Origin of the sequence: Enterococcus sp. DIV1279b (genome assembly GCF_050531515.1) — a bacterium.
Classification (GTDB): Bacteria; Bacillota; Bacilli; order Lactobacillales; family Enterococcaceae; genus Enterococcus_D; species Enterococcus_D casseliflavus.
On sequence record NZ_CP172891.1, the window covers coordinates 989,666 to 1,013,442 of the forward strand.

Below are 23,777 nucleotides of genomic sequence, written 5' to 3' on the forward strand. Positions count from 1 at the left end.
GTGAAAAAAATAGGAAGAGAATGTAGTGACCCCAAAAAGTTAGACTTTTATGGAGTGGAGAAATCCACTCCTTTTTTGTACGATAAGATTAACTGTTAGACAGCTGTTTTTACAGCTTCTCGAAACTGAACCGGACTTCGCCAATTTAATTTCTTTTTGATGCGTTTATGGTTGTAATAATAGATATATTGGTCAATTTTTGTTTTCAATTCATCTAAACTCCGATAGACTTCTCCATGAAAAATCTCTTGCTTTAATAAACCAAAGAAGTTTTCCATAGGTGAGTTATCTAAACAATTCCCTTTACGAGACATACTCTGGAAGATTTTATGCTGCTTCAATTTATTCTTATAAGCATTCATTTGATAGGCCCATCCTTGATCTGAATGGAAGGTTCTACGAAATGGACAATCATTTGTCATCTGGATTGCTTCTTCTAATCCTTCCATTATGGCTAGTGCGTTTGGTTTTTCAGAAATCCGATAAGATAGAATTTCACTATTGTAGAAATCCATGAAAGGATCTAAATACAGCTTTTTCTGACGAACGACACCTGTGGTGTCTACTTCATAATACTTAAACTCTGTGGTATCAGTTGTAATTTTTTGGTGACAGATATTTGTATAAAACCGACGATGAATACGATTTTTGGCGACAGTGCCAACCTTCCCACGATAAGAATTGTACCGTCGAGATTTTCGAGTGTAAGACTTTACTTCGATACCTAGTTTTTTTATCAGACGTTGAATCTTCTTTTTATTGACATGAATCCCTTGATTCTCTAATTCTTTTTTTAGTCGCAGACAGCCATAGTCTTTATGCTCTTTGCGAATTTCAAGCATTTTTTCTTCAATTTCTTGGTCTGGGTTTGGTCTGTCAAACCGTTTCTGCCAATACATATAGGTTGCTTTAGGAAATTTCAATGTTTCAAGAAGCTCAACTAGTTTGAATGATCCTCGGAGGCTGGCGATGATTCGTGCGATTGATTCTTGCGTCTTTGCTGGGCTTCCTGTTTTCGCAGCTTCCTCAACTCTTTTAAAAAGGCATTCTCAATTTGAAGGGATCGGACTTGCTTTTCTAATGCCTTGATACGATCGCGTTCTTCAGTTGTTGTATTTTCTTTTTTGTTTTCTTTTTTTCTAGTCAAAGTAAGTGGTCGCCCTTTCTCTTTTGAGAGCCCCTCAATACCTGCTTCTCTGAAATTACGCATCCAATTGGCAATAAGCGCAGGGTTGTTCATTTCTAAAGTGCTAGCAACTTCTCGATAGGACATCTCACTTGTTTGATATAACTCTAGCGCATTTAACTTAAATTGAACAGAATATTTCTGATTTTGATGCTTTCTCAATAGACCTTCCTCTCCGTATTCACGATAGGCATTCACCCAATTACTTACTTGAGACTTGCTTGAAATACCGTATTTGTTGGCAAGATACCGATATCCGCCCACGCCACTAAGATATTCTTTAACGATTTTTAGTTTTAATTCAAAAGGATATTTTGCCATACAAATAACGACCCCCAAAAGTTAGATTTTTTTGGTCTAACTTTTGGGGGTCGCTTCAGAAAGCAATAGAAGTGTGTCAATCTGTTGATGATTTTCGTAAAACATTCCAGCGGAAGCCTTTTAGATCTTTGATTGACGGAAACGCCAAATAAGGCTACACTGATGGCATCAAAGCAGTACAAGGAGGGGACAGGATGGATGCCATTACGATCAACGGACTAAGCAAACAATACAACAAGAAGTACGCCATCGAGAACGTATCATTGCAAGTGGCAGAAGGAGAGATTTTTGGCTTTATTGGACCAAATGGTGCGGGAAAATCAACGACCATCAAAGTATTGTTGAATTTTATCAAACCAGATGCAGGACAGGCGGCGATTTTTGGACGAGATTGCCAACAAGCAGCCAAAGAGATCAAAACGTTTACTGGGTATGTTTCCAGTGATGTACGGTTCTATTCAAAAATGACGACAGCAGAACTACTGGCATTTACGGCGGATTTTCATCAAGTCAAGCAGCCAAAAAAAGAGATTCAGGAGTTGATGGAGCTTTTTCAAATTGATCCAAACAAATCGATCGCAGAACTTTCTTTAGGGAACAAGAAAAAAGTCGGGCTTGCGAGCGCCTTGATTGCACAACCGAGAATGTTGATTTTAGATGAGCCGACCAATGGCTTAGATCCCTTGATCCAAAAACGGCTGTTTGAAGAGCTCCTTAGAAGAAACAAACAGGGGATGACGATTTTTCTATCTAGCCATGATTTGCATGAAATTCAGACCTATGCCCATCGGACCGCCTTTATTCGTGAAGGACAGATCATCACCGTGAAAGAACTGAGTGAGGAAGAAAATTTCGGCAAAGTTGTAACGCTCACGAATGAGGGTAGCCTCTCATTAGCCGGCTTGGAAAACGTACAGGTTCTTGCTCAGGAATCACACAGCTTGCGTTTTTTCTATCAAGGGGACATGAATCAGCTGGCACATTTTTTAACCAATCCTGCCATTAAAGAGTTCACGATCGAACACCCAACCCTTGAACAGCAATTTATGCTCCTGTATGAAGGAGGTTCTCAAAAATGACTTTAATGAAAATCGATCTTAAAAATACCTTCAAAGGCTGGCTAGTCTGGGCGATCCTTTTTGCAGCAATCATTTTTGCATTTACGGCTATCTATCCTCAAATGATCACGCCAGAAATGAAAACGTCGTTAGACCAGATGTTGGGCTCTTTCAGCCCAGAATTACTAGGCATCTTTAACATCCAACTGACAGGACCCTCAAGCTTGGTTTCCCCGACAGGCTTTTTCGGGTACTACTTTCAATACTTATTTATCGCTGCGTGTATTTATGGGATGCTTTTAGGCTTGAACAGTCTGATCACTGAAGAATCAGAAGGAACGATCGAGTATTTATACGCTCAGCCTATTAGCCGCAGAGAAATCGTTGGGTGGAAGTTCCTCGCTCGATTGTTGTTGCTGACTGGCTTTTGGCTGATTGCTTATGGCAGTAGTCTGGCCTCATTTGCTTTGTTCAAACTACCTGAAGATGACCTGTCCGCTTTTATAGAAGAAATCAGCAAAATCTTCGTTGCCGAGTACGGTGTCTTAGTCTTTTTCCTCTGTCTAGGTTTCTTTTTATCCACGATCTTGCGTTCCAGCAAACAAACCGCCAGCGTCGGCTTAGGCTGCGTGTTCGGTCTGTATTTGCTCGGCATCGTGGGGGAACTCTACGATAAATTGGAATGGCTGGCAGGACTTTCACCTGTGCGGATGGCATTACCCGTCCAACTCATGGATAACGGCGCGACATCAGTCCTTTGGGTACTGCTGATCGGTATCATCTGTTTCTTTGGCACCTTTTCCCGTTATGAGCGTAAAGACTTGCAGGTCTGAGTATATCAATCAAAAGACAAAAAAGAGCCTGTCAGCGGGGACTGACAGGCAAAGGAGTAAAAATGAAAAAGTGTTAGGGTTGTTTGTTGGTATGCTTATATAATAGTCTCGAAATGTGAAAAAAGTATGACGAAGCAGGCACGTTTTTGCGAAAAAATCATTGCGAAAGTTAAGAAAGCGTAAAGCGTCCCTTCACCAAAAGGCTTGAAGGGGCAACAAGAACCTAAAATCACTCCGAAGCAGCAGGCGGTTCATGCTGTTTCGGAGTGATTTTTTAATTGAAGCTACTTGCTCAAGTCAAGGCTATCGACATTAAAGGTGTCGCCATGTGCTAAGTCACCATAACGATAGCCACGGTTAAACCAGTCCACGCGTTGCTGCGATGTGCCGTGCGTAAAACTATCTGGAACAACATAGCCTTGGTATTCTTTTTGCAGCGTATCATCCCCGATGGCATTGGCAGCTGTGATTGCTTCTTGAATGTCGCCAGCTTCTAAGATCGGTTGTCCTTGATAGGTTTCGCCTTGCAAGTATTTCGCAAAAGTACCAGCTAAGTAGTCAGCTTGCAGTTCCAAACGAACGCTGTACTGATTGTATTCCTTTTCTGAAACTTGCTGGCGGATTTTGTCCAATTGTTGGGTGATCCCCAGCTCATTTTGCACATGATGACCGACTTCATGGGCGATGACATAGGCCATTGCGAAGTCGCCGCTTGCGCCATATTTATCGGAAAGCTCATTGGCAAAGCTAAGATCAAGGTACACATTCTCATCTGCTGGGCAATAAAACGGACCAACCTGTGACGTGGCATAGCCGCATGCCGACTGCACGCTTCCCGTAAATAATACGAGTGTCGGGTCTTGATAGGTTTCTTGCCGCTCTTGAAAAACGTCTTGCCAATAATCTTCTAAATAGCCGAATACGACTGCGGAAAACTCTTTTTCCTCCGTGTACTCACTGGTGCCCACATTTTCTGTCTGGTAATTGGCTGCTTGACCGCTGCCACCCAAGACATCCGGCAGCGAATTTAAATCACCACCGCTAAACAGGAAAAATAAAACAGCGATGATCACCGTACCGATCCCGCCACCAGCAGCCAGCATCCCGCCTGAGCCAGATGATCGCCCCGTTCGATCATCGACATTTCTGCTTTGTCTACCCCCACGCCATTTCATGTTATCTCCTCCTATATAAATCCTAGCTTAATTATAAGAGAAAGGCGGCAGATTGTGAAAAAAAGCGCCTTGAAATTGTTATAAAATGCCTGCAGGAGCATTGAAAATCAAAGTGTACACTCCTTTTAATCATTCTTTAATCTAACAATTAGCCTTCTAATTTGGTACAGTAGCAATAAAATAGAGGTAGAGGGTGAGCGTATGAAAATGAATTATTCGGGGACATCGGAACGAAGGATTTTGATTTTTAAACGGTTGATTGCTGGCGAGCACCTCAGCTATCAGCAGTTAGCAGAGGATTATTTCGTTTCCCGCAGCAGTATTGCAAAAGATATTTCTTATTTAAAAGAACTGTTTCAAAAAGAAAGCTTGCGCCTGAGATTTGATAATTCAGGTACATTTTTTGAAGGAAGTGAATCCCAGATCCATCGGGTGCTCAAACGCTTTTGCTTAATGATGCTGGATCAACCAGCGGCGTTTTCCTTGTTGGTGGAACCTGCGAAATACCAGGAAGTAAATCAGGCGTTTCGTCGAGCGTTAATGGAAAAACAAGTGGAAATGCCCGACAGCTACATCCAAAGTATCGTCCTTTCCATCGTGCTGCTGATCGAACGGGCGAGTCATGCGGAAAACTTAGTGATTGAAGAAAATCGCCAAGTGGGGAAACTGTTTTTGGAGTTCGACAAATATCCGTTAGTCTATGAGCTACTGAAAGAAATCGAAGAACAGCACATTTATCAATTTTCACCAAAAGAAGTGCAATATCTAACCTACCTGATTGTCGGTAGCGGCTTGAAATTTTTTATGAAAAGTGAAAAAGTTCCTTTCGTCTTTCGGGGAAAAGTGCGTAACATGATTCAAAAAATCAGCGAAGGCTTAGGCACCGACTTGACCCAAGACAATCGATTGGAAGAAGATGTGACGATCCATCTGTATCAACTGCTGTTGCGGATCGAAGCGCAAACCACAGTCGTCAACCCTTTGTTAGAGGAAATCAAGCAAAACTATCCTGCCTTGTATGGCGTGGTCTGGTTCTCGCTCCATGATTTTTTGAAAGCGTATCAAGTGGGGATCTCTGATGATGAGATCGGATTTGTCACAATCCATTTTCAAGCAGCGATCGAGCGAATGCGCCGCATGAATAAAATCATTTTTGTCTGTCCCAATGGCGTCGGCACTAGCTCGTTTGTCTCTGCGAAAATTCGTCGCATTCTGCCAGAGATCGACAGTATCGAAACCGTTTCAGTTGAAAAATTAAAGCAGATGGACATCTCGGCGATCGATTTTATTATTTCAACCATCGATCTTGTCGGGATTCAAAAACCTGTGGTGCGGATCTCGCCTATGGTGACCAATCGCGACATGAAGCGGATCATGAATCACTACATCGATTTAGTCATCGATAATGAGGCGGTGGTCGATCAAAATGGTTTACTTCTTCAAGCCCAATCGATGATCCAGCCAACCGTCTTTTTCGAGCGATTTGCCAGCAAAACAGAAGCCATCAATTTTCTGATCGAACAAACCCCTTTTAGTGATGAAAAACGAAAAGCGCAGTTTCAGCAATCCGTCATTGAAAGAGAGCAGCTACAATCAACCTATTTAGATAATGGCTTTGCCATCCCTCATGGCAATCCAAATTATGTCGAAAAAACAGCCATCTCGATTTTGCTTTTGGATCAGCCAGTAGAATGGGGCAACCAAAAAGCCGACATCATTATTTTATTGATGATCCGAGAGGATGAGACGCAAAAGGTGGAACCAATGATGAAATTGATCATGCAAGGAATCGAAAACAAAGAATGGTTCCTATCAAAAATGTTGGAGGTTAAATCAGAATGAAAGTGAAGGATTCTTTGCCTGAAAAGCATATACAAACGGATGAGACAGTGACAGATTGGCGCTCAGCCGTAAAATTAGCCAGCCAGCCCTTGCTGGATGAAGCGCTGATTACGTCAGCTTACATCGAAGCGATGATTCAAAGTGTGGAAGAAAATGGTCCTTACATGGTGTTGGCGGATTACTTTGCGCTGATGCATGCCCGTCCTGGAGAAGGGGTTTTGGAACAAAGTATGAGCCTTTTAGTAACGAAACAGCCCATCGATCTTGAGGGCAAACCGGTGCGGATATTTCTTGTCTTAGCCGCCGCAGATAGTCAAAGCCATCTAGAAAGCTTGAAAGAGATCATGGCGATCTTTATGGATGAAGAAAAATACAACGTGATATTAAATGGCGATTGGGAACAAATTTGTCAATTATTCCAATAGGAGGAAAAGGATATGAAAATTTTAGCAGTATGTGGATTTGGTGTAGGAAGCTCAATGGTATTGAAGATGACGATCGACAAGGTAATCAAAGAGTTAGGGTTGACGGCAACTGCCGAGAATACTGATTTATCGACGGCAAAAGCGACACCAGCAGATGTTTATTTTACGAGTAATGAATTATTGAATGAGTTAAAAGCATCCGTGAAAGCACCCGTTTATCCAATCAAAAAGTATATGGATAAAGAAGAAGTCAAACAGCAAATGGAAAAATTTTTAGCTGAAAGAGAGGGATAATCATGAATTTTGTCACGGATTATATTTTAAAAAATCCGCCAGTCCTACTGGGGATCATTGCCATGATTGGGTTATTGGTACAAAGAAAACCTTTTGCAGAAGTCGTTAAAGGAACCTTAACAGCTTCCTTCGGGATGGTGGCATTGACGGCTGGGGTAAATATGTTGGTGGGAACGATCGCACCGATCAATGCAGCGGTTCAAACCCAATTAGGCGTTGCTGTGTCAGATGGGCTCTCTGACATCACCTTTACGGCAGAATACGGCGGAACAGTAGGTTTAGCGATGTTTTTCGGACTTGTCATTCATTTATTGATTGCTCGCTTTACACCTGTGAAGACGATTTTCCTCACCGGTCACATGTTGTGGTGGTTCCCGTTCGTCATCGTCGCTGGGGGCGTTGAAGGCGGACTTACCGGAATCCCATTGTTGATTTTAGGGGCGGTTCTATCTGCTTGTTACTGGTCCTTCATGCCATGGATCATGCGTAAATATGTGTGGGATGCCACAGGCGATGATTCATTCTTGATCGGTCATCCAACGGGGATCTTGTCATTGGTTTCAGGCTTTGTTGCAAAACGGGTCGGAAACAAAGAAAAATCGACGGAAGATTTGAAAGTGCCAGAAAATCTCTCGTTTTTCCGTGAAATATCGATTACTGGCGCGTTAGTGATGTTTTTGATGAATATCGTTATCGGTTTGATTGCGCCCGTATTAGTTCCTGAAGGGGGCAACTTGGTGATGTTTGCGGTTGATGCTGGCTTGAACTTCGGTGCAGGATTATTGATCATGTTGTATGGGGTACGTCTATTGATCAACCAAATCATTCCCGCCTTTCAAGGGATCGCAGAAAAAGTCGTTCCTGGAGCGAAACCAGCTTTTGATGTACCAATCTTGTTCAACTATTGTCCAAATGCTGTAATCATCGGCTTTATCGTGGCGATGATCACCTCAACGATTTTAGTGGTCATTGCCAATACGACCAACGTCTTTGGCATTTTGATCGTTCCTTTAGTTATCACCAGCTTCTTTGAATGTGGCGGTGCTGCGGTGATCGGCGAAGGGCAAGGGGGCTTGCGAGGTGCCATTATTGGTACGATCACAGCTTCTGTCGTTATGGTAGCACTCGTTGGGATCTCTGCAGCGATGTTCTCAACGACGATTCAAAACTGGATCTTGATTTTCGGTGGGAACGATTTATCTCTATGGGGCATCCTTGGTGAATTGATCGGCAAGCTGTTTGGAGGGTTTTAAATGTTTCAATACTTTGAAAAAGCAAAAGAACTATTGTCTATTGTAGAAGAAAAAGAAGCACCAGCGATTGAGCAAGCCATTGAATTACTGACGCAAGCCAACTTGACCAAAAAAGCCATCTACATTTTTGGCGCAAGTCACGCTGGGATCTTAGCCGAAGAGATGTATTATCGAGCAGGCGGCATGATGACCATCAACGCGATCTTTGGAAGAGAACTGATGCTTGATCGCAGCCCAATCACCTTCACTAGTAAAATGGAGCGCTTAGAAGGCTACGGTAGTGCCTTGGCGGCGACCCAACCCTTTACAGCAGGTGATGTGCTGATCTTGCATTCGGTGTCTGGGCGAAACCCAGTTATCATCGATATGGCGCTTCATGCCAAAGAAAAGGGGGTCAAGATCATCGCATTAACGAATCTTACCTATTCAAAAACAGTCACCAGCCGCCATACTTCAGGCTTGCGTTTGTTTGAAACGGCGGATATCGTCATCGACAATCATGGGGAGATTGGCGATGCAGCGTGTACGATTCCTGACGTCGAACAAAAAGTCGGCCCCACATCCACCGTAGTCGGCGCAACGATCTTAAATGCGATCATCGTTGAAGTTTGCCAAAAACTAAAAGAAGCCGGTGTCGACTATCCGCCGATTTTTTACTCAGCGAACCTAGACGGCGGGGATGAATTGAACCAGTCCCTGTTTGAAAAGTACCAAGAAGCGATCCATTATCAGCTGTAAGTAGGGAAGCAAATTCGTTTATTATTGATATTAAAACATCATCTGTTGCTCCGTCGATCAAGGAGTAGCAGATGATGTTTTTTAGGTATCATTGTTTATTCAAATTCTTCATACTCATTTGGGTCTTGACCATCGATGCGGCCGTCTGCTTTGTTTAACTGATTGATTTGATTGATTTCATCTTCAGTCAGTTCAAAGTCGAAGATTGCAAGATTTTCTCGTTGATGGGCGAGGTTTCTTGATTTTGGAAGGGGCAAAATGCCACGATCCACATGCCAGCGCAAGATGATTTGACCAGCTGATTTTTGGTATTTCTCAGCTAATTCAGTGATCAGTGGTTCTTTCAGGGCATCGCTGCCACGACCTAATGGGCTCCAAGCTTCCGTTACGATGCCGCGCTTTTTGTTTTCTGCGACCATCCGTTCTTGGACCCAGTAAGGATGGATCTCAATTTGATTTAATGCAGGAGTCACACCAGTTGCTTCAATGATGGCATCCAAATGTTCTGGTTCAAAATTGGAAACGCCGATGGAACGGATCAAGCCTAATTTTTGGGCGGTCACTAAGGCTTGCCAAGCTTCGACATATTTGCCGCGTTTTGGTAATGGCCAGTGGATCAAAAAGGCATCGAAGTAGTCGAGCCCCATGCGAGCAAGGGATTCTTGAATGCTGGTTAAGGCATCATCATAGCCATGGTATTTTCCTGGTAATTTTGAGGTGATATAAAATTCTGAACGTGGGATACCCGAGCGACGGATCGCTTTGCCGACAATGCCTTCATTGTCATAATTGGTTGAAGAATCGATCAAGCGATACCCGTCGGCGATCGCTGCTTGCAGCTGGCTCAATCCTTCGCCACCACGGATCTGATAGGTACCGATGCCCAATGCGGGGCGTAAATTGCCGTCGTTTAATGTCAGTAAAGGTGCTTTCATAAAATGATTCCTCCTTTTCTTTTCTACATTCTACTCTAACGCTTTTTTGACAGGAACGTAACCAACTTGCTCAAACAGACAAAGAAAAAAGAGCAACGGTTTCTGTTTCAGAAACAATTGCTCTTTTTGATCAAATTATTTTTCAGGCGGTGTGCCATACATTTTTGGTGTGACTTGATCGAGTTTTGGCGCTTTTCCTTCGACTTTTGGTTCGTCTAGCCATTGGTATTCGCCTTCACCATCAAGGGCTTTGCCTTTCGCCCAAGAGCCTTCTTTACTTTGGTCGCCTTCTGAGAAGTTATAGAAATCATAAGCGATATCTAAGCGTTCGTTTTTGCGGTCAAAGGTAGTCGGCACTAAAATTGAGCCTTCGTTTTCTTCCAATTCTTTCACGGCAGCTGCCCAGAGATTTTGGTGGTAGCTATCACGTGCTAATAAAACTGAAAGTAAGTCTTTGACCCCACGGTCATCGATCATTTCATAGATGCGTGCTACTTGCAGACGACCTTGTGATTCCGCATTTAAGTTGGCACGGAAATCAGCAAGTAAGTTGCCACTAGCAATGATATACGCACCTGACCATGGATTGCCGACGCTATCAGCAGGACGTGGTCCTAAGCCTGCAACGATGGAATGTTGCGGATTCATTCCAGAAATGATCGCACCGATCGTTGGGTCTTTTTTCATAGCCGCTTCTTGATCTTCCACAGGTGCACCTTCCAGTAGACGTGCAACCATCGTTGCTAACATTTCAACGTGTCCAAGCTCTTCAGTAGCGATATCCATTAACATGTCTTTGTATTTTTCTTCCCCACGGCAGCTCCATCCTTGGAATAAGTATTGCATGGCAACACTCATCTCTCCATATTGTCCACCGATTAATTCTTGAAGGTATTTCGCAACTAACGGATTTGGTTTTTCTGGTTTAGCTTCAAACTGTAATTCTTTCTGATGACGAAACATACTATTCCTCCTAAAATTTTTTATTGGGCCCATAAAAAGTTTCTCATGAATCGAAACGTTCGTCTAATAAAACGCACTTTGACAAAATGAAAAAAGCATCGAAAAGAAAAGCCATTTATTTTGACAAAAAGCCTGAAGCGTTAGATAGTTAAATTAAGAGAGAATTAGAAAAGGAGCGAGTCACCATGTTTCAGTATTACAAAATGGAAGACCGAAAAATAAGCAAATCTTCGGAGGAGGATTACAATTGGCTAGTGGTTTCTGGCACAGATCCAGAGGAACAACGACACTTGTTAGATAAGTATCAACTGCCTGAAGATATTTTTATTGGCGCCAATGAACCGGAAGAAGTGTCACGGTTGGAATACTTGCGCAACACCAAGTTAAATCATCCGATTCTCTATACCTTGATCGATTTGTCGGAAGTGACTGAGGATCGAATCGAAGACCGTCTTGAGCCTGTGACTTTTATCTACACCAAAGATCTATTGATCACGTATGTCTCTCATCAATCCAATCTGATCAAACGATTGATCGAAAAGCATGAGCAAGATATCCAGCGGTATGAAGATATCGTTGCCTATTCGACGTTGATGATCTACACCCATTACATCAAAGGTCTGCAGGAGATGAAGAAGCAAATCGATGATTTGGATCAAGCAGCCCGTAAAACGACAGAAAACAAGGAATTGTTTAACTTAGCCGATACCGAGCGAGACATGGTCTATCTTGATCACACCTTGCGGGACCAAAACCATACCGTCGATCGTTTGATGGATCGCAAAGAATTTTTGGATCGTTTGGATAATGAAGCACTCGTTTATGACATCAAGCTGCGGCAAAAATTTGCCATGAAAATGGTCACTATCTATCGCGACTTGTTAGAAACCATCGGTGGCTTGTTCTCCGATATGATGGACAACAATCTAAACCATCTGATGAAATACTTAGACTCTGCAGCATTAGTGGTGGCAGTGCCGTCCTTGATCGCGGGGCTATGGGGGATCAACACCGGAGGACTGCCAGGAAAAGACAATGCGATCGGTACGATCGTCGTCTTTGGCTTGGCTATTTTAGTCGGCATTTTAACTGCCGTCTACTTGTCACGAAAAGACTTTTCAAAATAAAAAGCGCCGCTGCTCTGTGGCACCGTTCATCCATAAAAGGAGAAAGGTGCGACGAAGCAGTCGGCACTTTTTTTTATTTTAGCCCGCTGTCTAAATTGCTGTCGAGAATCCAGCGCTGAAAGGCGAGGAAGACCAGCAGCAAAGGCAAAATGGAAATTACCGAGGCAGCGATCAAAATCGTCCAATTGATATTTTCCGCGCCCACCAAGCTGCGGATCGCCACTTGCAAGGTGTATTTTTTCGGATCATTCAAGACGATCAAGGGCCAGATATAATCATTCCACCGCCACTGGAAGGAAAAGATCCCCAGTGTCATAATGATTGGTCGGGCAATCGGCAGCATGATTTTCAAAAAGATCATCCCATCCGAAGCGCCATCGATGCGGGCTGATTCAATCAGATCGTCAGGAACGGAGACGAAAAAGGTTCGGAACATAAAGATACCTGTTGCTGTATTGATGGAAGGGATGATGATCCCCAATAAGTTATCATATAAGCCTAGTGAACGAATGACAGAAAACGTTGGGTTCATGATAACTTCCGTCGGCAGCATGGTGGTGGCGATGATACAGATGAAGAAAAAACGCAGCCATTTCGCATCATATTTTGCAAAGGCATAGCCACAGGCGGCGCTGACTAGGATCGTCAATAAAGTGGTGACCACCGCTGAAATCAACGTATTATTGAAGTAACGAAAGAAATCCAATGTTGTCCAAGCATCAATAAAGTTTTGAATGGTTGGATTTTCAGGAATGATTTTCAAGGGATAAGCAAATAATTCAGTCCCTGGTTTAAAGGCACTCAATAAGAACCAAAGTAGTGGAAAAAGGTACAGCAGGGAAGTGATGATCAGTGCCAGCGTTAAAAAAAACATCGCTGACTTTCTTGTGACAGGTCGTTTGGTTTTGATGGTCTTAGATGTCATTCTTGCCGCCTCCAATCTTCATTTGTGCTAAGCCTAACAGTAAAAGAATCACGAAAAGTACCATGGAGGCAGCACTGGCATAGCCGACCCGCATTTTGTCAAACCCAGTCGTATAGATATATTGCACGATCAACATGTTGTCGGTTCCTGGACCACCATTGGTCAGCGATTGCACGAGGGCGAACTCTTTCATGGCGCCGATCGAAGCCAATAAGATGACCATAAAGGAAGTCGGCCGCAGCATAGGCAAGGTGATGTAGCGTAATTTATGCCCAAAGCTGGCGCCGTCGATCTCGGCAGCTTCATACAACGAGCGGGGGATATTTTTCAAAGCTGCAGTAAATTGCAGCATGTTAAAGGCAGTCCCGCCCCAGATGGCAGCCAAAATAATAACAGAAAAGGCAGCATTCGAGTCGGTAAACCACGGGACAGTTTGTTGTCCCGCTTGCTCTAGAATAAAGTTGATAAAGCCAAAGTTTTCACCAAACAGCCATTTCCAGATAACCCCAGCGATGATCCCAGAGATGGTCCATGGTAAGAAAAAAATGATCTTTGCGAAAAATTTGCCTTTCGCCAGCTGACTGTTCAACATCAAAGCGACGGCGAGAGAAACGACATAGATACTTGGGACCAGAATGATCACATAACGAAATGTACGAAATAGTGCTTTATAGAAGCTGGCGTCTTGAAACAATTCTTGATAGTTCGCCAAGCCGATAAAATTGGCTGTCGCAAAGCCTTTATAGTCGGTTAACGAGTAATAAAGTCCTAAGAGTGCTGGAATCAAAAAGAAGATAATGAACAAAATGATGCTTGCGCCAGTGAATAGCAACGGCCATTTGTTTTTTTGTAAAGTACTCACAGAAAATTCCTCCTCCGACGATCGTATCAGCAACAAAGAACCCGCAGTCTGCAAAAAGCCAGACTATGGGTTCTTTGTGGTTGAACGTCTGTTTATTTCTTCAAAAACCCATCATTGTAATCCTTGATCGTCTTGTCGATTGCCTCATCTAATGTAATTTCATCATTTAACACTTGCACGATGGCATCACGGTAAGCCCCTGTCAATCCAGTGTAGCCTTTCATACTCATCGTCACTTGATCGGTAGTTTGCTTGCTGCTGATTGGTTGAGCAGCGGCTGCGATCTCTTGGTTGTAGATTTCATAAGCATCCTGGCCTTGTTCATAGTCGACCGTCAAATCTTCCACCGCAGGTAAGTAACCAGCATAGGTACAAAGCTGTTTGTAATTTTCTTCTTCGTACAACCATTTGATGAATTTTTCGCCTTCTTCACTGTTTTTACTGTTGTTGAAGCCAGTGATGAAGTTGCCGCCCATATTGACCGCGCGGGTCTCTTCATAAGGAGAATAGGTCGATTGCCAGTTAAAGTTGCTGATGTTGGTAGAAAAATCAACGATCTGCCAGCTGCCAGAAAAGTAAGCTGGAACACGGCCGCTCTTGAACATAGCAGAAGCATCTTCTCCAGAGGTCCAAACCGATTTTGGCATCACTTCGTCATTGTTCAAATCAACAAATTTTTGCAAAGCCGCTTTCGTAGCATCATCGGTCGTGTAAGAATCACCGCTGTCATCTAAAAAGAAATCTTGTCCCCCGTATTGATAAGTGAAAGCCCGTAAACGGTGATCCGACGCGTCCATGACCATGCCGTATTTGGCATCGGTTTTTTCAACGACTTCATTGATCGCAGTTAAAAATTCATCCCAAGTCCAAATATCCTCTTCCGAAGTGGGGTAGGTCACACCAGCTTCGTCAAACAAATCCGTATTGATAAACAACCCAGTGGCAGTGACATCAGAAGGGAGTGCTTTGACGACATCTGCTTCATCTTTGATCGTCATCGATTCCAATGTGTTTGCCTCACTGGCAATGTCTGATAGATCCATCAGATAGTCATTCCAGTCAGGTTGAACGGTAGAAACCCGCACGACTTCTGGCGCATCATCCGCTTGAACAGCTTTGGTGATCTTTGTCAGCAAGTCCGCATAAGGCACATCGGTGACTTCGACAGTCACACCAGTTTCTTCCTTGTATTTTTCCGCCATTTTCGAATAAGCGCCGCCTTCACTGGTATCTCCAGAAACGAACATACGGATCTGCTTGTTCTCGCTGGCACTGTCACCACTGCCGCAGCCAGCGACCCCTAACATCACTGCCGCCAAAGACAAAATTGAATAACCTATTTTTTTGTTCATTTTGTTCCTCTCCTTTATTGAATGATTTTTGTTCAAAAAAACGTTTCCAATCGAAAACGATCGAAACGTCCCCCAATGAAAAATAGCTGATGTACTGAAAAGATAGCAGTCCTACGACTGATTGAGGAGTGAAAAGTGCCAATTATCTGACAAAATAAGAGTGGTTCTCCCTCAGTTTAGCGGATAAGATGCAAAATACAAAATAAAACGATTTCAAAAAATGCACCAATACTAAAAAAAACGAATTAAAGCTCTTACAACGATAATTAGGAAGTGCTGATAAACGTTAATATAACAAGGTTTGAAAATTTTTTTTGCAAATTGAGTGCAAATCTTTTGTCTAAAACGGGGATTAAGCGTAACATAATATGTGTAATAACTACTTAAAAGAAAGAAGGAGAAAAATATGCATTGGTTATGGGTATTAATCGTAGGAGCTATTATCGGTTTGATCGCCGGAGCTATCACAAATAAAGGTGGATCAATGGGTTGGATCGCCAACATCGTTGCAGGTTTAGTAGGTTCAGCTATTGGACAAGCGATCTTAGGTTCTTGGGGTCCATCACTTGCTGGAATGGCAATCGTCCCATCAATTATTGGTGCGGTTATTGTAGTTGCTGTTGTTTCATTCTTCTTAGGACGTTCAAACGGCTAGTCCATTCAGCAATTGTTTTCATTCATTTATTTCGGGTAGGAACTACCTTGAATAGACAGGCAAATCCAGAGTTTCTGGGTTTGCCTTTTTTGTTTTTTAAAAGGATGCATAAGCAATCCCTTTGTCAGATTAGAAAATTGTCGTTACACTTGAAGTAGGTCAAAAAAAGAAAGGAAGAGGTTCAATGAAAAAGCAATATGAAACAGCGATGATCAATCGAGGCGGACGTGTCGGAGAGGTCGAAGCACCAAACGGTAGTTTTCACCTGAAAATCGACAAGCCAGGTCTTCATAGTGAAGGGACCAATCCAGAGCAATTATTTGCCGCAGGCTATGCTTCATGCTTCAACGGTGCCGTACAGCATATGCTGAAAGAGCATAACATCGAATCCGAATCCGAAGTTAAAGCAAGAGTGTCTTTGTATCAGCATGAGGACGGCAGTTACCAAATCGGCGTGATTTTAGAGGTATCGTTACCAGGCGTTGAAAAAGCCGAGGCAGAGAAAATCGCAGAAGAAGCCCACGATTTTTGTCCGTATTCTCGTGCCACTCGCGGCAACATTGATGTCGAAGTTCAAGTAGTCTAAGCAGTATTACGAATAGACAAACAATAAGCGGTTGGTAAATCAGCCGACAAGAGGGAATTCATCAAGGAGGCCAATCAATGAGACAAACAGAGAGCTTGCTGCTTTTGGGCGTGTTTGTGGTTGGCCTTTTTGTGGTGTACTGGCTAAAAAAGCACCGACAGGCGCGCCACAACCAAGCACTGGCAGCTCAACTGAAGCGTTATCCCAGCGTGCGGCAAGCGTGGCTGGCAGCCGGGGCAAACAGGGAAGCAGTCCTTTTGGTTCCAGGTTTAAAAGAAGCCACTGCCGCAGTGGCAACGACGGCAACGGCGAAAGCAGAAACGAGGCTGCACAAGCATGCGGATCAGTGTGAAGCAATGACCCCGCAAGGGTTGGCCGTTTCAGAGGACTATTTGTTCATCTCAGCGTATTGTTCGCAGCAGGAACATCACTCACAGCTTTATATAATAGAAAGAACGAGCGGGCGGCATCTGAAAACGGTGGTTCTGCCAAAACGCCCCCATGTCGGTGGGCTAGTCTTTGATCGAGCAACGCAAATGCTGTGGCTAACCATTACAGGGAAAGGAATGGGGCGCGTGGCGTGTGTTTCTCTACAAGCACTGCTGGAAGATGATTCCTTGGCAACCAATCAGTCTATCGCTTATCAGCAAGTCATCGAATTGGCAGGCATCACTCACAGCTCCTATTTGGCAGCCGATGGCGAGGAACTTGTCTCGGGGACTTTTGCCTTGAAACAAGGAGGCGTGGTGGCGAATTATCCGCTGCCTGTTCTTTCAGCCAGCGGTCGCAAAGCGCCTCATCGCATCAAGCCTAGTAAGAGAAGGGTCACCACCACGAAAGTCCAAAGTATCGCCTTTACCACTGAATACATGTTGCTGGCACGTTCCTTTGGACCAGGGTCGGCGGAGTTATGGGTCTTTTCAAAGGATGCAACGGTGCTGACCCGCAAACATGCGTTGCGGCGCATCAAGTTTCCCCATTACCTTGAACAGATCGTGGTAGAAAAAGGACAGCTGTACTGCTTGTTTGAAAGTGGGGCATGGGCGTATCGGCAAAAAGGCGGCAGCATCGATGAAGTCGTGGTATTGGACCTTGCGACCTTGCTCCAGTAAAAGCACTACTTAAAAAGAAAAAAGACCAGCCTCTTAAGAAGCTGGTCGTAAGTGCAGTGATTAGTCCACGATTGCTCGTTGGATATCTAAGACGGTGCCTGTATGAGCATCTGCCAAAAATTCATAGGTGACAAGCTGCCCGTCTTCGGTGCGGGTGATGCCGCCAGTATATCCTTGGGAAGTGATCGCAAATTTGCGCAAAGGTTGTTTTTCGAAATTGATCCAAGAACCTTCGATCGGTCCTTCTTTGATAAACGCCGCTTTTATATTGTCTAAGACATCATCGGCATTCATGGCTTGCCTTTTCTTCAACCAGATCGTTGAAAAAATCCCTCCTGCAAAGCCAAGACCTAAACCGATGGTCAGTCCATTTTTAAAATAATGCAATGGATGCTCATTCTCCATCTAATGTCCCTCCTAAAGTAAGTTTTCCCGAATGTTTTGATCTCGGTGAAAGCACAGGTTCTCTTAACAATAGTTTACCATAGTTTAGAAATATTCTATAAGAAAAATAACCAACAATAGAAATTTGCGCTATAATAAAGAATATCAGTAGGAATAAGGAGGAAGAGAGCACATCCGTTGTTTCGCCCAAAAATTGCTGGAAAACACAGCAACAGCAAGCGTTGCTTTTTCAAAAAAAGCAGCTTTGTTTCTTTAGGGCAGCAAACAACCGATACGTGTTTCTCGAATGATCATGGAAGAAAAAACATTTCAACGCATCAAAGAACTAACGGAGTTACAAGGAACCAGTGGGTTTGAACACGACGTGCGGGCGTATATGCGTGAAGCGATGACCCCCTTGGTGGACGAGATCCAACAAGACGGCTTAGGCGGCATCTTCGGTTTGCGTCACCACCAAGAAGCAGATGCACCACGAGTGATGGTAGCTGCTCACATGGATGAAGTTGGTTTCTTATTGACGACGATCACCGATCGCGGCTTATTCAAAGTCACTCCTTTGGGCGGATGGAACCCTTATGTGGTTTCTGCTCAACGCTTTACATTGAAAACAGCAAAAGGCGATTATCCATGTGTTTCTTCTTCAGTACCGCCACATTTGTTGCGAGGAAGCAGCGGTCAAAAAAATGTCGAAGTCACAGATATTTTGTTTGATGCTGGGTTTGAATCAAAAGAAGAAGCAGAAAGCTTTGGGGTACGTCCTGGCGATACGATCGTCCCACAAGTGGAAACCATCAAAACAGCCAATGGGAAAAACATCATCTCGAAGGCTTGGGACAACCGTTACGGCTGTGCAGTCGTCTTAGAAGCACTTGAAGCCTTGAAAGAGGAAACGTTAGGCCATACGCTGATTGCTGGTGCCAACGTTCAAGAAGAAGTCGGCTTACGAGGTTCTCGTCCGTCTGTGACGAAATTCAAACCCGACTTGTTCTTTGCGGTCGATTGCTCGCCAGCAGATGACACAGTCACCAAAAATGGTACCTTTGGTCATCTAGGGGCAGGGACTTTGATGCGAATCTATGATCCGGGCATGATCATGTTGCCACGGATGAAAGAATTCTTGTTGGATACAGCAGAAAGCAACAACATTCCTTACCAATACTTTGTTTCAAAAGGTGGTACCGACGCTGGTGCGGCACACATGGCAAATGAAGGAATCCCAAGTTCAGTTATCGGTGTTCCTGGACGTTACATCCATACTCACCAAACATTATTCAGTATCGCTGATTATGAAGCGGCACGGGAAATGGTGATTCAAGTCTTGAAAGGTTTGGATCGTTCAACCGTTGATACGATTTTGGCAGGACAATAAGCGAGAACGAACGAAAGCAAAGAGACAGCAACCCGTTGTCTCTTTTTTTCTGCAGGGGTTTGCAAGATCAGCATGTCAGTTGGTAGTCCCTGAAAGAAAGGTGTATACTGAAAGAAAAGAAAGTGGTGAGCATTTGATTATTCCAAAAGATTTAGCAGAGTTAGCAACATATGTGGAGAAAGGCAAAAATGTCTTCTTTTTCACCGCCGATTGGTGTGGCGATTGCCGCTACATCAAACCGCAATTGCCTGAGATCGAAGCGGACTTTCCAGATTTTCAATTTATCGAAGTCGACCGTGATGAATACATGGATGTAGCGGTTGAATGGAACATTTTTGGTATTCCTAGCCTCGTCGTTATCGAAGACGGCAAGGAGCTGGGACGGTTAGTCAACAAGGATCGCAAAACCAAAGAAGAGATCGAAGCCTTTTTAACCAGCGTACAATCAGCATAGGAGGGGAAAAAGATGGAAGCACAAAGATATCAAAACATTTTAGTAGGGATCGACGGTTCAGATCAAGCGATGTCTGCCTTCAAAAAAGCAGTGGAAGTCGCTCGTCGAAATCAAGGGAAGGTCTATGCCGCAACGATCATCGACCAGCAAGTGCCGACCATGATGGGCTATGCACCTTTGGATAGTTCGATCTTGGAACAAGAAAAAGATACGGCGAAAAATCTGATCGACGACTGCAAAGCTTATGCAAAATCAGTGGATTTTGATCTAGTTGAAGGCATCGTCGCTTACGGCTCCATCAAAGACGCCCTTGCCACTCAATTACCAGATCAATACGACATCGATTTGATCATGGTGGGGCAATCTGGGCTGAATGCCGTGGAACGCTTCATGATGGGGAGTGTCGCCAGCTTCGTTATCCGTGAAGCCCGGTGCGACGTGCTGATCGTATCGCCTGAAGAAACAAAAGCCTAAGGTCATTTTTTGAAAAAATAAGCTTGTCGTTGCCGAGTTCTTTTCCTTAAAGAAGATGGCAGCAAAAGCAGACAAGGGTTAAAAGAAAGTTCCTGAGAACCAGCGATGTTTCACTTGTTAGCAAAGCACCGTCTTTCGCTGATGAACTGCAGCTGGTTCTCAGGCTTTTTTGCTCGTTTTGAGGGAAGACATCTGTCGCTGTTGTCTTGTTACATAGGTAGTAGTGCCAAACAGAAGTTTTTAGAACCAGCGTTTATCGGCTCGTTAGTAAAGCAGCGTCTTAGCTAATAAGCCGCAGCTGGTTCTTAGTTTTTTTTCTGTATACAGTTTTTGGATAACTTATTGTTGCCTTCTTTCGTAGAAAGTAGTTCTACTAGCAAGTTCTTGAGAAGCCGCGGGTTCTGCTCCTTCGCCAATTTTCAACCTAAGTCAGCCAGCAGAAGTTGGTTCTCAGGCGTTTTTTGTCTTTGAAAATAACTAGAATTTCAAGGAAAACAAAGAAATTCCATGACGGATGCCGAAAAATTTGTTAAGATTATGGGCGGAATGTGTAAGTACCTAAGGAGGAAAAAACGTGATTTTTGCTTATAACAAAGAATATGTCAGTGATACACTGCTTGCCATCACAGCAGATGATAAAGGATTAGAACAAACCGTCGAACGCAAAGGCAATGTTGCCCAAATCAAAAATGAAGAAGGCACGATCGTCGGCTGGAACTTTTTTGCGATCTCAGAAGTGATGACGATCGAAGGCCGTGGCCAAGTGACGTTGACGAAAGAACAAATCCAACAATTGAACACCATGATCAAAGAAGCAGGATTCAGCGAAGAACTGCCAGCAGATACAGAACCAAAAATCGTCGTTGGCTATGTGAAATCATGTGTGGAACATCCAGACAGCGACCATCTGTCTATCACGGAAACAGAAGTCGGGGATGGGGAAGTTTTGCAAATCGTCTGTGGTGCTGCCAATATCCGTAAAGGCTTGAAAGTCGTTGTCGCAAAACCTGGGGCAATGATGCCAGATGGCTTGATGATTTGGCCGGGTACGCTTCGTGGCGTAGAAAGCTTCGGAATGATCTGCTCTGCTAAAGAACTGCATTTAGAAGGTGCACCAATGAAAAAAGGCATCCTTGAGCTGCCTCAAGATGCCGTTGTAGGTGAAGCTTTTCCAGTCGGTAAAGCCTAAAAAAATGAACTGCCGCTTCCTGTTTTTGCGGCAGTTCATTTTTTGATTGTTTCGATTGGTTTTGGTGATTAGTTGCTGCTGTCTGTTGATTGTTCGTTGATCGATGTATCAACGGAAAGTTTTACTTCTGCCGTTTTTTCTTCATCGCCACGATAGAAGGTTACAGTGATCGTGTCACCGACTTTGTGTTTGTACAACGCAGATTGTAGATCCGTTGTTGTGCTGACTTCTGTATCATCGATCTTCGTGATAACATCATATTGTTGCAATCCTGCTTGTTCTGCTGGTGTTGCATTGTTGACTGAATAGATCACAACGCCTGAAGTTACGGATGAAGGAACTTTCAAGATTTGTTCTTGTTGTTGTGATGTGATGGAACCTAAATCGATCGTTTGGATACCTAGTGCAGGGCGGACCACTTTGCCGTCTGCTTCTAGTTGATTGATGATTTCAACGACATCGTTACTTGGGATCGCAAAGCCCATCCCTTCGACACTAACACCTGAAGCAGAGCCAGAGGTGCTGGCGATTTTACTTGAGTTGATCCCAATCACTTGACCATCAACGTTGATCAGTGGACCACCAGAGTTCCCTGGGTTGATCGCAGCATCCGTTTGGATCGCATTGATGCTGATCGTACCACCAGATTCGTTTTGGCTTGTTACTTGACGATTCAAGGAAGAAACGATCCCTTGTGTCACAGAGTTTGCGTAGTCAGAGCCGAGAGGTGAACCGATCGCGATGGCTGGTTCGCCGACTTTCAAGGCACTTGAATCACCAAATGTTGCGGCAGTCGTCACATGCTCTGAAGAGATTTTCAATACAGCTAAGTCTGTGTAAGCGTCAGTACCGACCAATTCAGCTTTAACTTTCGTACCGTCTGCTAAAACAACTTCCAAACCGTCTTGACCTTCTACGACGTGGTTGTTGGTTACAACATAGGCATCGTCGCCATCGATTTTGTAGATGACTCCACTCCCTTCAGAAGAAGCTTCTAAAGCACTGTCGTCGTCGCTTTGGCTATCGCCTTCACTTTGTCCGCCTTGCTGACCAAAGAGGCTGTTCCAGTCGTTGCTTTGACTTTGTTGTAGATTAATGATGGAAACGACAGAATCTTGTACTTTTTCAACTGCCTCAGTGACATCGCTAGTCACATCAAGTTTTACATTGGATACTTGGGTTTGTCCGTTAGAATCTTGGACCCCGCTGTTGGTCGTGGTTTCTGGTGTTGAAGTCAAAGAGGAACCCATTGCCAGATACAGACCGCCGAAGGTCAATAAACCGCCGACCATACCGCCTAAAATCCCAATACCTAATCGTTTTAATAAACCAGGAGAAGTTTTCTTGCCTGGTGTGACATATTTTCTTGCCATTACTATTTCCCCCTTAATGAATAATTCGTTATAATCAGTATATTCCTTCTATCTGAGATTAGTCTACTAAGAGATTTTGAAAAAAATATGAAGAAGTTGCGTAAGAATCTGTTTCAAACGATGAAATTTTCTTCGCAAAACCCGTTCATTTTTGAATAAAAATAGCAGGGGAATCTGGGGAGAAGCAAAGGTCTGTTTATCCACAGTGTGTGGACAAACTTGAAAGCTTTGGTTGGGTGGATGAAGAAACCCTTGAAGTGTCGCGGTTTTATAGATAGGAATAGAAGAATTTCAAAGAAAGTCAAAGTGTGTAAAAGGTTGTGGATAGCATTGTCCACATTTTCATAAAATAAGGGGATAACGAGGAGGAACCTATGAAAATCAAAGTCGTCACGGTAGGAAAATTAAAAGAAAAGTACCTCGTTCAAGGAATCAACGAGTACGCCAAGCGATTGGGGGCATACGCAAAGCTTGAGTTTGTCGAAGTATCGGATGAAAAAGCACCAGAAACCTTGAGTGAAGCCCAAATGCTGCAAATCAAAGAAAAAGAAGGGCAGCGCATTTTAGCCAAAATCAAAGACACCGAATATGTCTTTGCCTTAGCGATCGAAGGCACTAACCCCACCAGCGAAGCCTTCGCCAAACAAATCGATCAGCTCGGCATCCAAGGAAAAAGCCAACTGACCTTCGTCATCGGCGGCTCCCTAGGCTTAAGCCAAGAAGTCATGACCCGCAGTGATGCCAAGATCTCTTTTGGCAAAATGACCTACCCCCACCAACTCATGAAACTGATCTTATTGGAGCAAATCTATCGCGCGTATCGAATCAATACGGGGGCGCCGTATCATAAGTAAATATCTCAAGCAATATA

The 23,777-nt window shown here is 43.8% G+C and carries 26 protein-coding genes; 16 read left to right on the top strand and 10 right to left on the bottom strand.

Features of this window, described 5'->3' with window-relative positions; all coding sequences use genetic code 11:
* Positions 1–95: 95 nt before the first annotated feature.
* Positions 96–983, bottom strand: a complete 888-nt coding sequence (locus tag IGI71_RS04630; RefSeq protein ID WP_317756472.1) for an IS3 family transposase — start codon at positions 981–983, stop codon at positions 96–98.
* Entirely contained in the window at positions 941–1,507 is a 567-nt protein-coding gene (locus tag IGI71_RS04635) for a helix-turn-helix domain-containing protein (RefSeq protein ID WP_016249835.1), read from the bottom strand. Before IGI71_RS04635 ends, IGI71_RS04630 begins: the two co-directional genes overlap by 43 nt.
* A gap of 194 nt (positions 1,508–1,701) precedes the next feature.
* Here IGI71_RS04635 and IGI71_RS04640 point away from each other — a divergent pair, with 194 nt between their 5' ends.
* A complete protein-coding gene (locus IGI71_RS04640) occupies positions 1,702–2,586 on the top strand; it encodes an ABC transporter ATP-binding protein (RefSeq protein WP_081116807.1) in 885 nt (294 codons plus the stop codon).
* Positions 2,583–3,398 carry an ABC transporter permease subunit gene (locus IGI71_RS04645; RefSeq protein ID WP_016610651.1) on the top strand — a complete coding sequence of 272 codons (816 nt, stop codon included), beginning with the start codon at positions 2,583–2,585 and terminating at the stop codon, positions 3,396–3,398. The genes IGI71_RS04640 and IGI71_RS04645 overlap by 4 nt, the downstream gene beginning before the upstream one ends.
* 284 nt (positions 3,399–3,682) lie before the next feature.
* On the opposite strand, the gene ypfJ is transcribed toward IGI71_RS04645, so the two are convergent.
* Positions 3,683–4,573, bottom strand: coding sequence for a KPN_02809 family neutral zinc metallopeptidase (ypfJ, locus tag IGI71_RS04650; RefSeq protein WP_010747705.1), 891 nt, complete (start codon positions 4,571–4,573; stop codon positions 3,683–3,685).
* Positions 4,574–4,774: 201 nt separating this feature from the next.
* On the opposite strand from ypfJ, the gene IGI71_RS04655 reads away from it, so the two are divergent.
* The 5 genes from IGI71_RS04655 to IGI71_RS04675 are packed head-to-tail and all read left to right on the top strand — an operon-like array spanning position 4,775 to position 9,125.
* Positions 4,775–6,415: a BglG family transcription antiterminator gene (locus IGI71_RS04655; protein ID WP_010747706.1), complete on the top strand. Its 1,641-nt coding sequence runs from the start codon at positions 4,775–4,777 to the stop codon at positions 6,413–6,415.
* Positions 6,412–6,840: a PTS sugar transporter subunit IIA gene (locus tag IGI71_RS04660; protein WP_010747707.1), complete on the top strand. Its 429-nt coding sequence runs from the start codon at positions 6,412–6,414 to the stop codon at positions 6,838–6,840. The genes IGI71_RS04655 and IGI71_RS04660 overlap by 4 nt, the downstream gene beginning before the upstream one ends.
* 12 nt (positions 6,841–6,852) lie before the next feature.
* A complete protein-coding gene (locus IGI71_RS04665) occupies positions 6,853–7,134 on the top strand; it encodes a PTS sugar transporter subunit IIB (RefSeq protein ID WP_005225413.1) in 282 nt (93 codons plus the stop codon).
* 2 nt (positions 7,135–7,136) lie between these two features.
* On the top strand, positions 7,137–8,387 hold the full coding sequence (locus IGI71_RS04670; protein ID WP_010747708.1) for a PTS ascorbate transporter subunit IIC: 1,251 nt from the start codon (positions 7,137–7,139) through the stop codon (positions 8,385–8,387).
* Positions 8,388–9,125, top strand: a complete 738-nt coding sequence (locus IGI71_RS04675) for an SIS domain-containing protein (protein ID WP_005225415.1) — start codon at positions 8,388–8,390, stop codon at positions 9,123–9,125.
* Between the two features lie 95 nt (positions 9,126–9,220).
* Here IGI71_RS04675 and IGI71_RS04680 read toward each other — a convergent pair whose 3' ends face one another.
* Both IGI71_RS04680 and IGI71_RS04685 read right to left on the bottom strand, forming a co-directional pair.
* The gene (locus IGI71_RS04680; protein WP_005225416.1) at positions 9,221–10,060 is read right to left on the bottom strand and encodes an aldo/keto reductase; all 840 of its coding nucleotides are present in this window, start codon (positions 10,058–10,060) and stop codon (positions 9,221–9,223) included.
* A gap of 135 nt (positions 10,061–10,195) precedes the next feature.
* The gene (locus IGI71_RS04685) at positions 10,196–11,023 is read right to left on the bottom strand and encodes a manganese catalase family protein (RefSeq protein WP_010747709.1); all 828 of its coding nucleotides are present in this window, start codon (positions 11,021–11,023) and stop codon (positions 10,196–10,198) included.
* A 185-nt stretch (positions 11,024–11,208) separates the two neighbouring features.
* On the opposite strand from IGI71_RS04685, the gene IGI71_RS04690 reads away from it, so the two are divergent.
* A complete protein-coding gene (locus IGI71_RS04690; RefSeq protein ID WP_010747710.1) occupies positions 11,209–12,150 on the top strand; it encodes a magnesium transporter CorA family protein in 942 nt (313 codons plus the stop codon).
* Positions 12,151–12,223: 73 nt separating this feature from the next.
* On the opposite strand, the gene IGI71_RS04695 is transcribed toward IGI71_RS04690, so the two are convergent.
* The 3 genes from IGI71_RS04695 to IGI71_RS04705 all read right to left on the bottom strand — a co-directional run bounded on the left by IGI71_RS04695 (position 12,224) and on the right by IGI71_RS04705 (position 15,289).
* Positions 12,224–13,075, bottom strand: a complete 852-nt coding sequence (locus tag IGI71_RS04695; RefSeq protein ID WP_010747711.1) for a carbohydrate ABC transporter permease — start codon at positions 13,073–13,075, stop codon at positions 12,224–12,226.
* Entirely contained in the window at positions 13,065–13,937 is an 873-nt protein-coding gene (locus IGI71_RS04700; RefSeq protein WP_010747712.1) for a carbohydrate ABC transporter permease, read from the bottom strand. Before IGI71_RS04700 ends, IGI71_RS04695 begins: the two co-directional genes overlap by 11 nt.
* A gap of 92 nt (positions 13,938–14,029) precedes the next feature.
* Positions 14,030–15,289, bottom strand: a complete 1,260-nt coding sequence (locus IGI71_RS04705; RefSeq protein ID WP_010747713.1) for an ABC transporter substrate-binding protein — start codon at positions 15,287–15,289, stop codon at positions 14,030–14,032.
* 406 nt (positions 15,290–15,695) lie between these two features.
* Between IGI71_RS04705 and IGI71_RS04710 the strand changes: the two genes are divergently transcribed.
* The 3 genes from IGI71_RS04710 to IGI71_RS04720 all read left to right on the top strand — a co-directional run bounded on the left by IGI71_RS04710 (position 15,696) and on the right by IGI71_RS04720 (position 17,642).
* Entirely contained in the window at positions 15,696–15,944 is a 249-nt protein-coding gene (locus IGI71_RS04710) for a GlsB/YeaQ/YmgE family stress response membrane protein (protein WP_005225422.1), read from the top strand.
* A 184-nt stretch (positions 15,945–16,128) separates the two neighbouring features.
* Entirely contained in the window at positions 16,129–16,530 is a 402-nt protein-coding gene (locus tag IGI71_RS04715; protein ID WP_005225423.1) for an Ohr family peroxiredoxin, read from the top strand.
* A gap of 77 nt (positions 16,531–16,607) precedes the next feature.
* Positions 16,608–17,642 (top strand): hypothetical protein, encoded by a 1,035-nt coding sequence (locus IGI71_RS04720; protein ID WP_005225424.1) that lies wholly within the window; start codon positions 16,608–16,610, stop codon positions 17,640–17,642.
* Between the two features lie 60 nt (positions 17,643–17,702).
* Here IGI71_RS04720 and IGI71_RS04725 read toward each other — a convergent pair whose 3' ends face one another.
* Positions 17,703–18,047 (bottom strand): peptidase, encoded by a 345-nt coding sequence (locus tag IGI71_RS04725; protein ID WP_005225425.1) that lies wholly within the window; start codon positions 18,045–18,047, stop codon positions 17,703–17,705.
* A 292-nt stretch (positions 18,048–18,339) separates the two neighbouring features.
* On the opposite strand from IGI71_RS04725, the gene pepA reads away from it, so the two are divergent.
* The 4 genes from pepA (at position 18,340) to ytpR (ending at position 21,533) form a co-directional block, all read left to right on the top strand.
* Entirely contained in the window at positions 18,340–19,416 is a 1,077-nt protein-coding gene (pepA, locus tag IGI71_RS04730; protein ID WP_005225427.1) for a glutamyl aminopeptidase, read from the top strand.
* 133 nt (positions 19,417–19,549) lie between these two features.
* On the top strand, positions 19,550–19,870 hold the full coding sequence (locus IGI71_RS04735) for a thioredoxin family protein (RefSeq protein ID WP_005225428.1): 321 nt from the start codon (positions 19,550–19,552) through the stop codon (positions 19,868–19,870).
* Positions 19,871–19,882: 12 nt separating this feature from the next.
* Positions 19,883–20,344 (top strand): universal stress protein, encoded by a 462-nt coding sequence (locus IGI71_RS04740; RefSeq protein ID WP_005225429.1) that lies wholly within the window; start codon positions 19,883–19,885, stop codon positions 20,342–20,344.
* Positions 20,345–20,918: 574 nt separating this feature from the next.
* A complete protein-coding gene (gene ytpR / locus IGI71_RS04745; protein ID WP_005225431.1) occupies positions 20,919–21,533 on the top strand; it encodes a YtpR family tRNA-binding protein in 615 nt (204 codons plus the stop codon).
* Positions 21,534–21,601: 68 nt separating this feature from the next.
* On the opposite strand, the gene IGI71_RS04750 is transcribed toward ytpR, so the two are convergent.
* Positions 21,602–22,906: a S1C family serine protease gene (locus IGI71_RS04750; protein WP_010747716.1), complete on the bottom strand. Its 1,305-nt coding sequence runs from the start codon at positions 22,904–22,906 to the stop codon at positions 21,602–21,604.
* 374 nt (positions 22,907–23,280) lie between these two features.
* On the opposite strand from IGI71_RS04750, the gene rlmH reads away from it, so the two are divergent.
* On the top strand, positions 23,281–23,760 hold the full coding sequence (gene rlmH, locus IGI71_RS04755; protein ID WP_010747717.1) for a 23S rRNA (pseudouridine(1915)-N(3))-methyltransferase RlmH: 480 nt from the start codon (positions 23,281–23,283) through the stop codon (positions 23,758–23,760).
* Positions 23,761–23,777 lie beyond the last annotated feature (17 nt).

Bases quoted from the DNA above. Each gene is read 5' to 3' on its own strand.
- IGI71_RS04635 (WP_016249835.1), bottom strand. From the start codon at position 1,507: ATGGCAAAATATCCTTTTGAATTAAAACTAAAAATCGTTAAAGAATAT.
- IGI71_RS04640 (WP_081116807.1), top strand. From the start codon at position 1,702: ATGGATGCCATTACGATCAACGGACTAAGCAAACAATACAACAAGAAG.
- IGI71_RS04645 (WP_016610651.1), top strand. From the start codon at position 2,583: ATGACTTTAATGAAAATCGATCTTAAAAATACCTTCAAAGGCTGGCTA.
- ypfJ (WP_010747705.1), bottom strand. From the start codon at position 4,573: ATGAAATGGCGTGGGGGTAGACAAAGCAGAAATGTCGATGATCGAACG.
- IGI71_RS04655 (WP_010747706.1), top strand. From the start codon at position 4,775: ATGAAAATGAATTATTCGGGGACATCGGAACGAAGGATTTTGATTTTT.
- IGI71_RS04660 (WP_010747707.1), top strand. From the start codon at position 6,412: ATGAAAGTGAAGGATTCTTTGCCTGAAAAGCATATACAAACGGATGAG.
- IGI71_RS04665 (WP_005225413.1), top strand. From the start codon at position 6,853: ATGAAAATTTTAGCAGTATGTGGATTTGGTGTAGGAAGCTCAATGGTA.
- IGI71_RS04670 (WP_010747708.1), top strand. From the start codon at position 7,137: ATGAATTTTGTCACGGATTATATTTTAAAAAATCCGCCAGTCCTACTG.
- IGI71_RS04675 (WP_005225415.1), top strand. From the start codon at position 8,388: ATGTTTCAATACTTTGAAAAAGCAAAAGAACTATTGTCTATTGTAGAA.
- IGI71_RS04680 (WP_005225416.1), bottom strand. From the start codon at position 10,060: ATGAAAGCACCTTTACTGACATTAAACGACGGCAATTTACGCCCCGCA.
- IGI71_RS04685 (WP_010747709.1), bottom strand. From the start codon at position 11,023: ATGTTTCGTCATCAGAAAGAATTACAGTTTGAAGCTAAACCAGAAAAA.
- IGI71_RS04690 (WP_010747710.1), top strand. From the start codon at position 11,209: ATGTTTCAGTATTACAAAATGGAAGACCGAAAAATAAGCAAATCTTCG.
- IGI71_RS04695 (WP_010747711.1), bottom strand. From the start codon at position 13,075: ATGACATCTAAGACCATCAAAACCAAACGACCTGTCACAAGAAAGTCA.
- IGI71_RS04705 (WP_010747713.1), bottom strand. From the start codon at position 15,289: ATGAACAAAAAAATAGGTTATTCAATTTTGTCTTTGGCGGCAGTGATG.
- IGI71_RS04710 (WP_005225422.1), top strand. From the start codon at position 15,696: ATGCATTGGTTATGGGTATTAATCGTAGGAGCTATTATCGGTTTGATC.
- IGI71_RS04715 (WP_005225423.1), top strand. From the start codon at position 16,129: ATGAAAAAGCAATATGAAACAGCGATGATCAATCGAGGCGGACGTGTC.
- IGI71_RS04720 (WP_005225424.1), top strand. From the start codon at position 16,608: ATGAGACAAACAGAGAGCTTGCTGCTTTTGGGCGTGTTTGTGGTTGGC.
- IGI71_RS04725 (WP_005225425.1), bottom strand. From the start codon at position 18,047: ATGGAGAATGAGCATCCATTGCATTATTTTAAAAATGGACTGACCATC.
- pepA (WP_005225427.1), top strand. From the start codon at position 18,340: ATGGAAGAAAAAACATTTCAACGCATCAAAGAACTAACGGAGTTACAA.
- IGI71_RS04740 (WP_005225429.1), top strand. From the start codon at position 19,883: ATGGAAGCACAAAGATATCAAAACATTTTAGTAGGGATCGACGGTTCA.
- IGI71_RS04750 (WP_010747716.1), bottom strand. From the start codon at position 22,906: ATGGCAAGAAAATATGTCACACCAGGCAAGAAAACTTCTCCTGGTTTA.
- rlmH (WP_010747717.1), top strand. From the start codon at position 23,281: ATGAAAATCAAAGTCGTCACGGTAGGAAAATTAAAAGAAAAGTACCTC.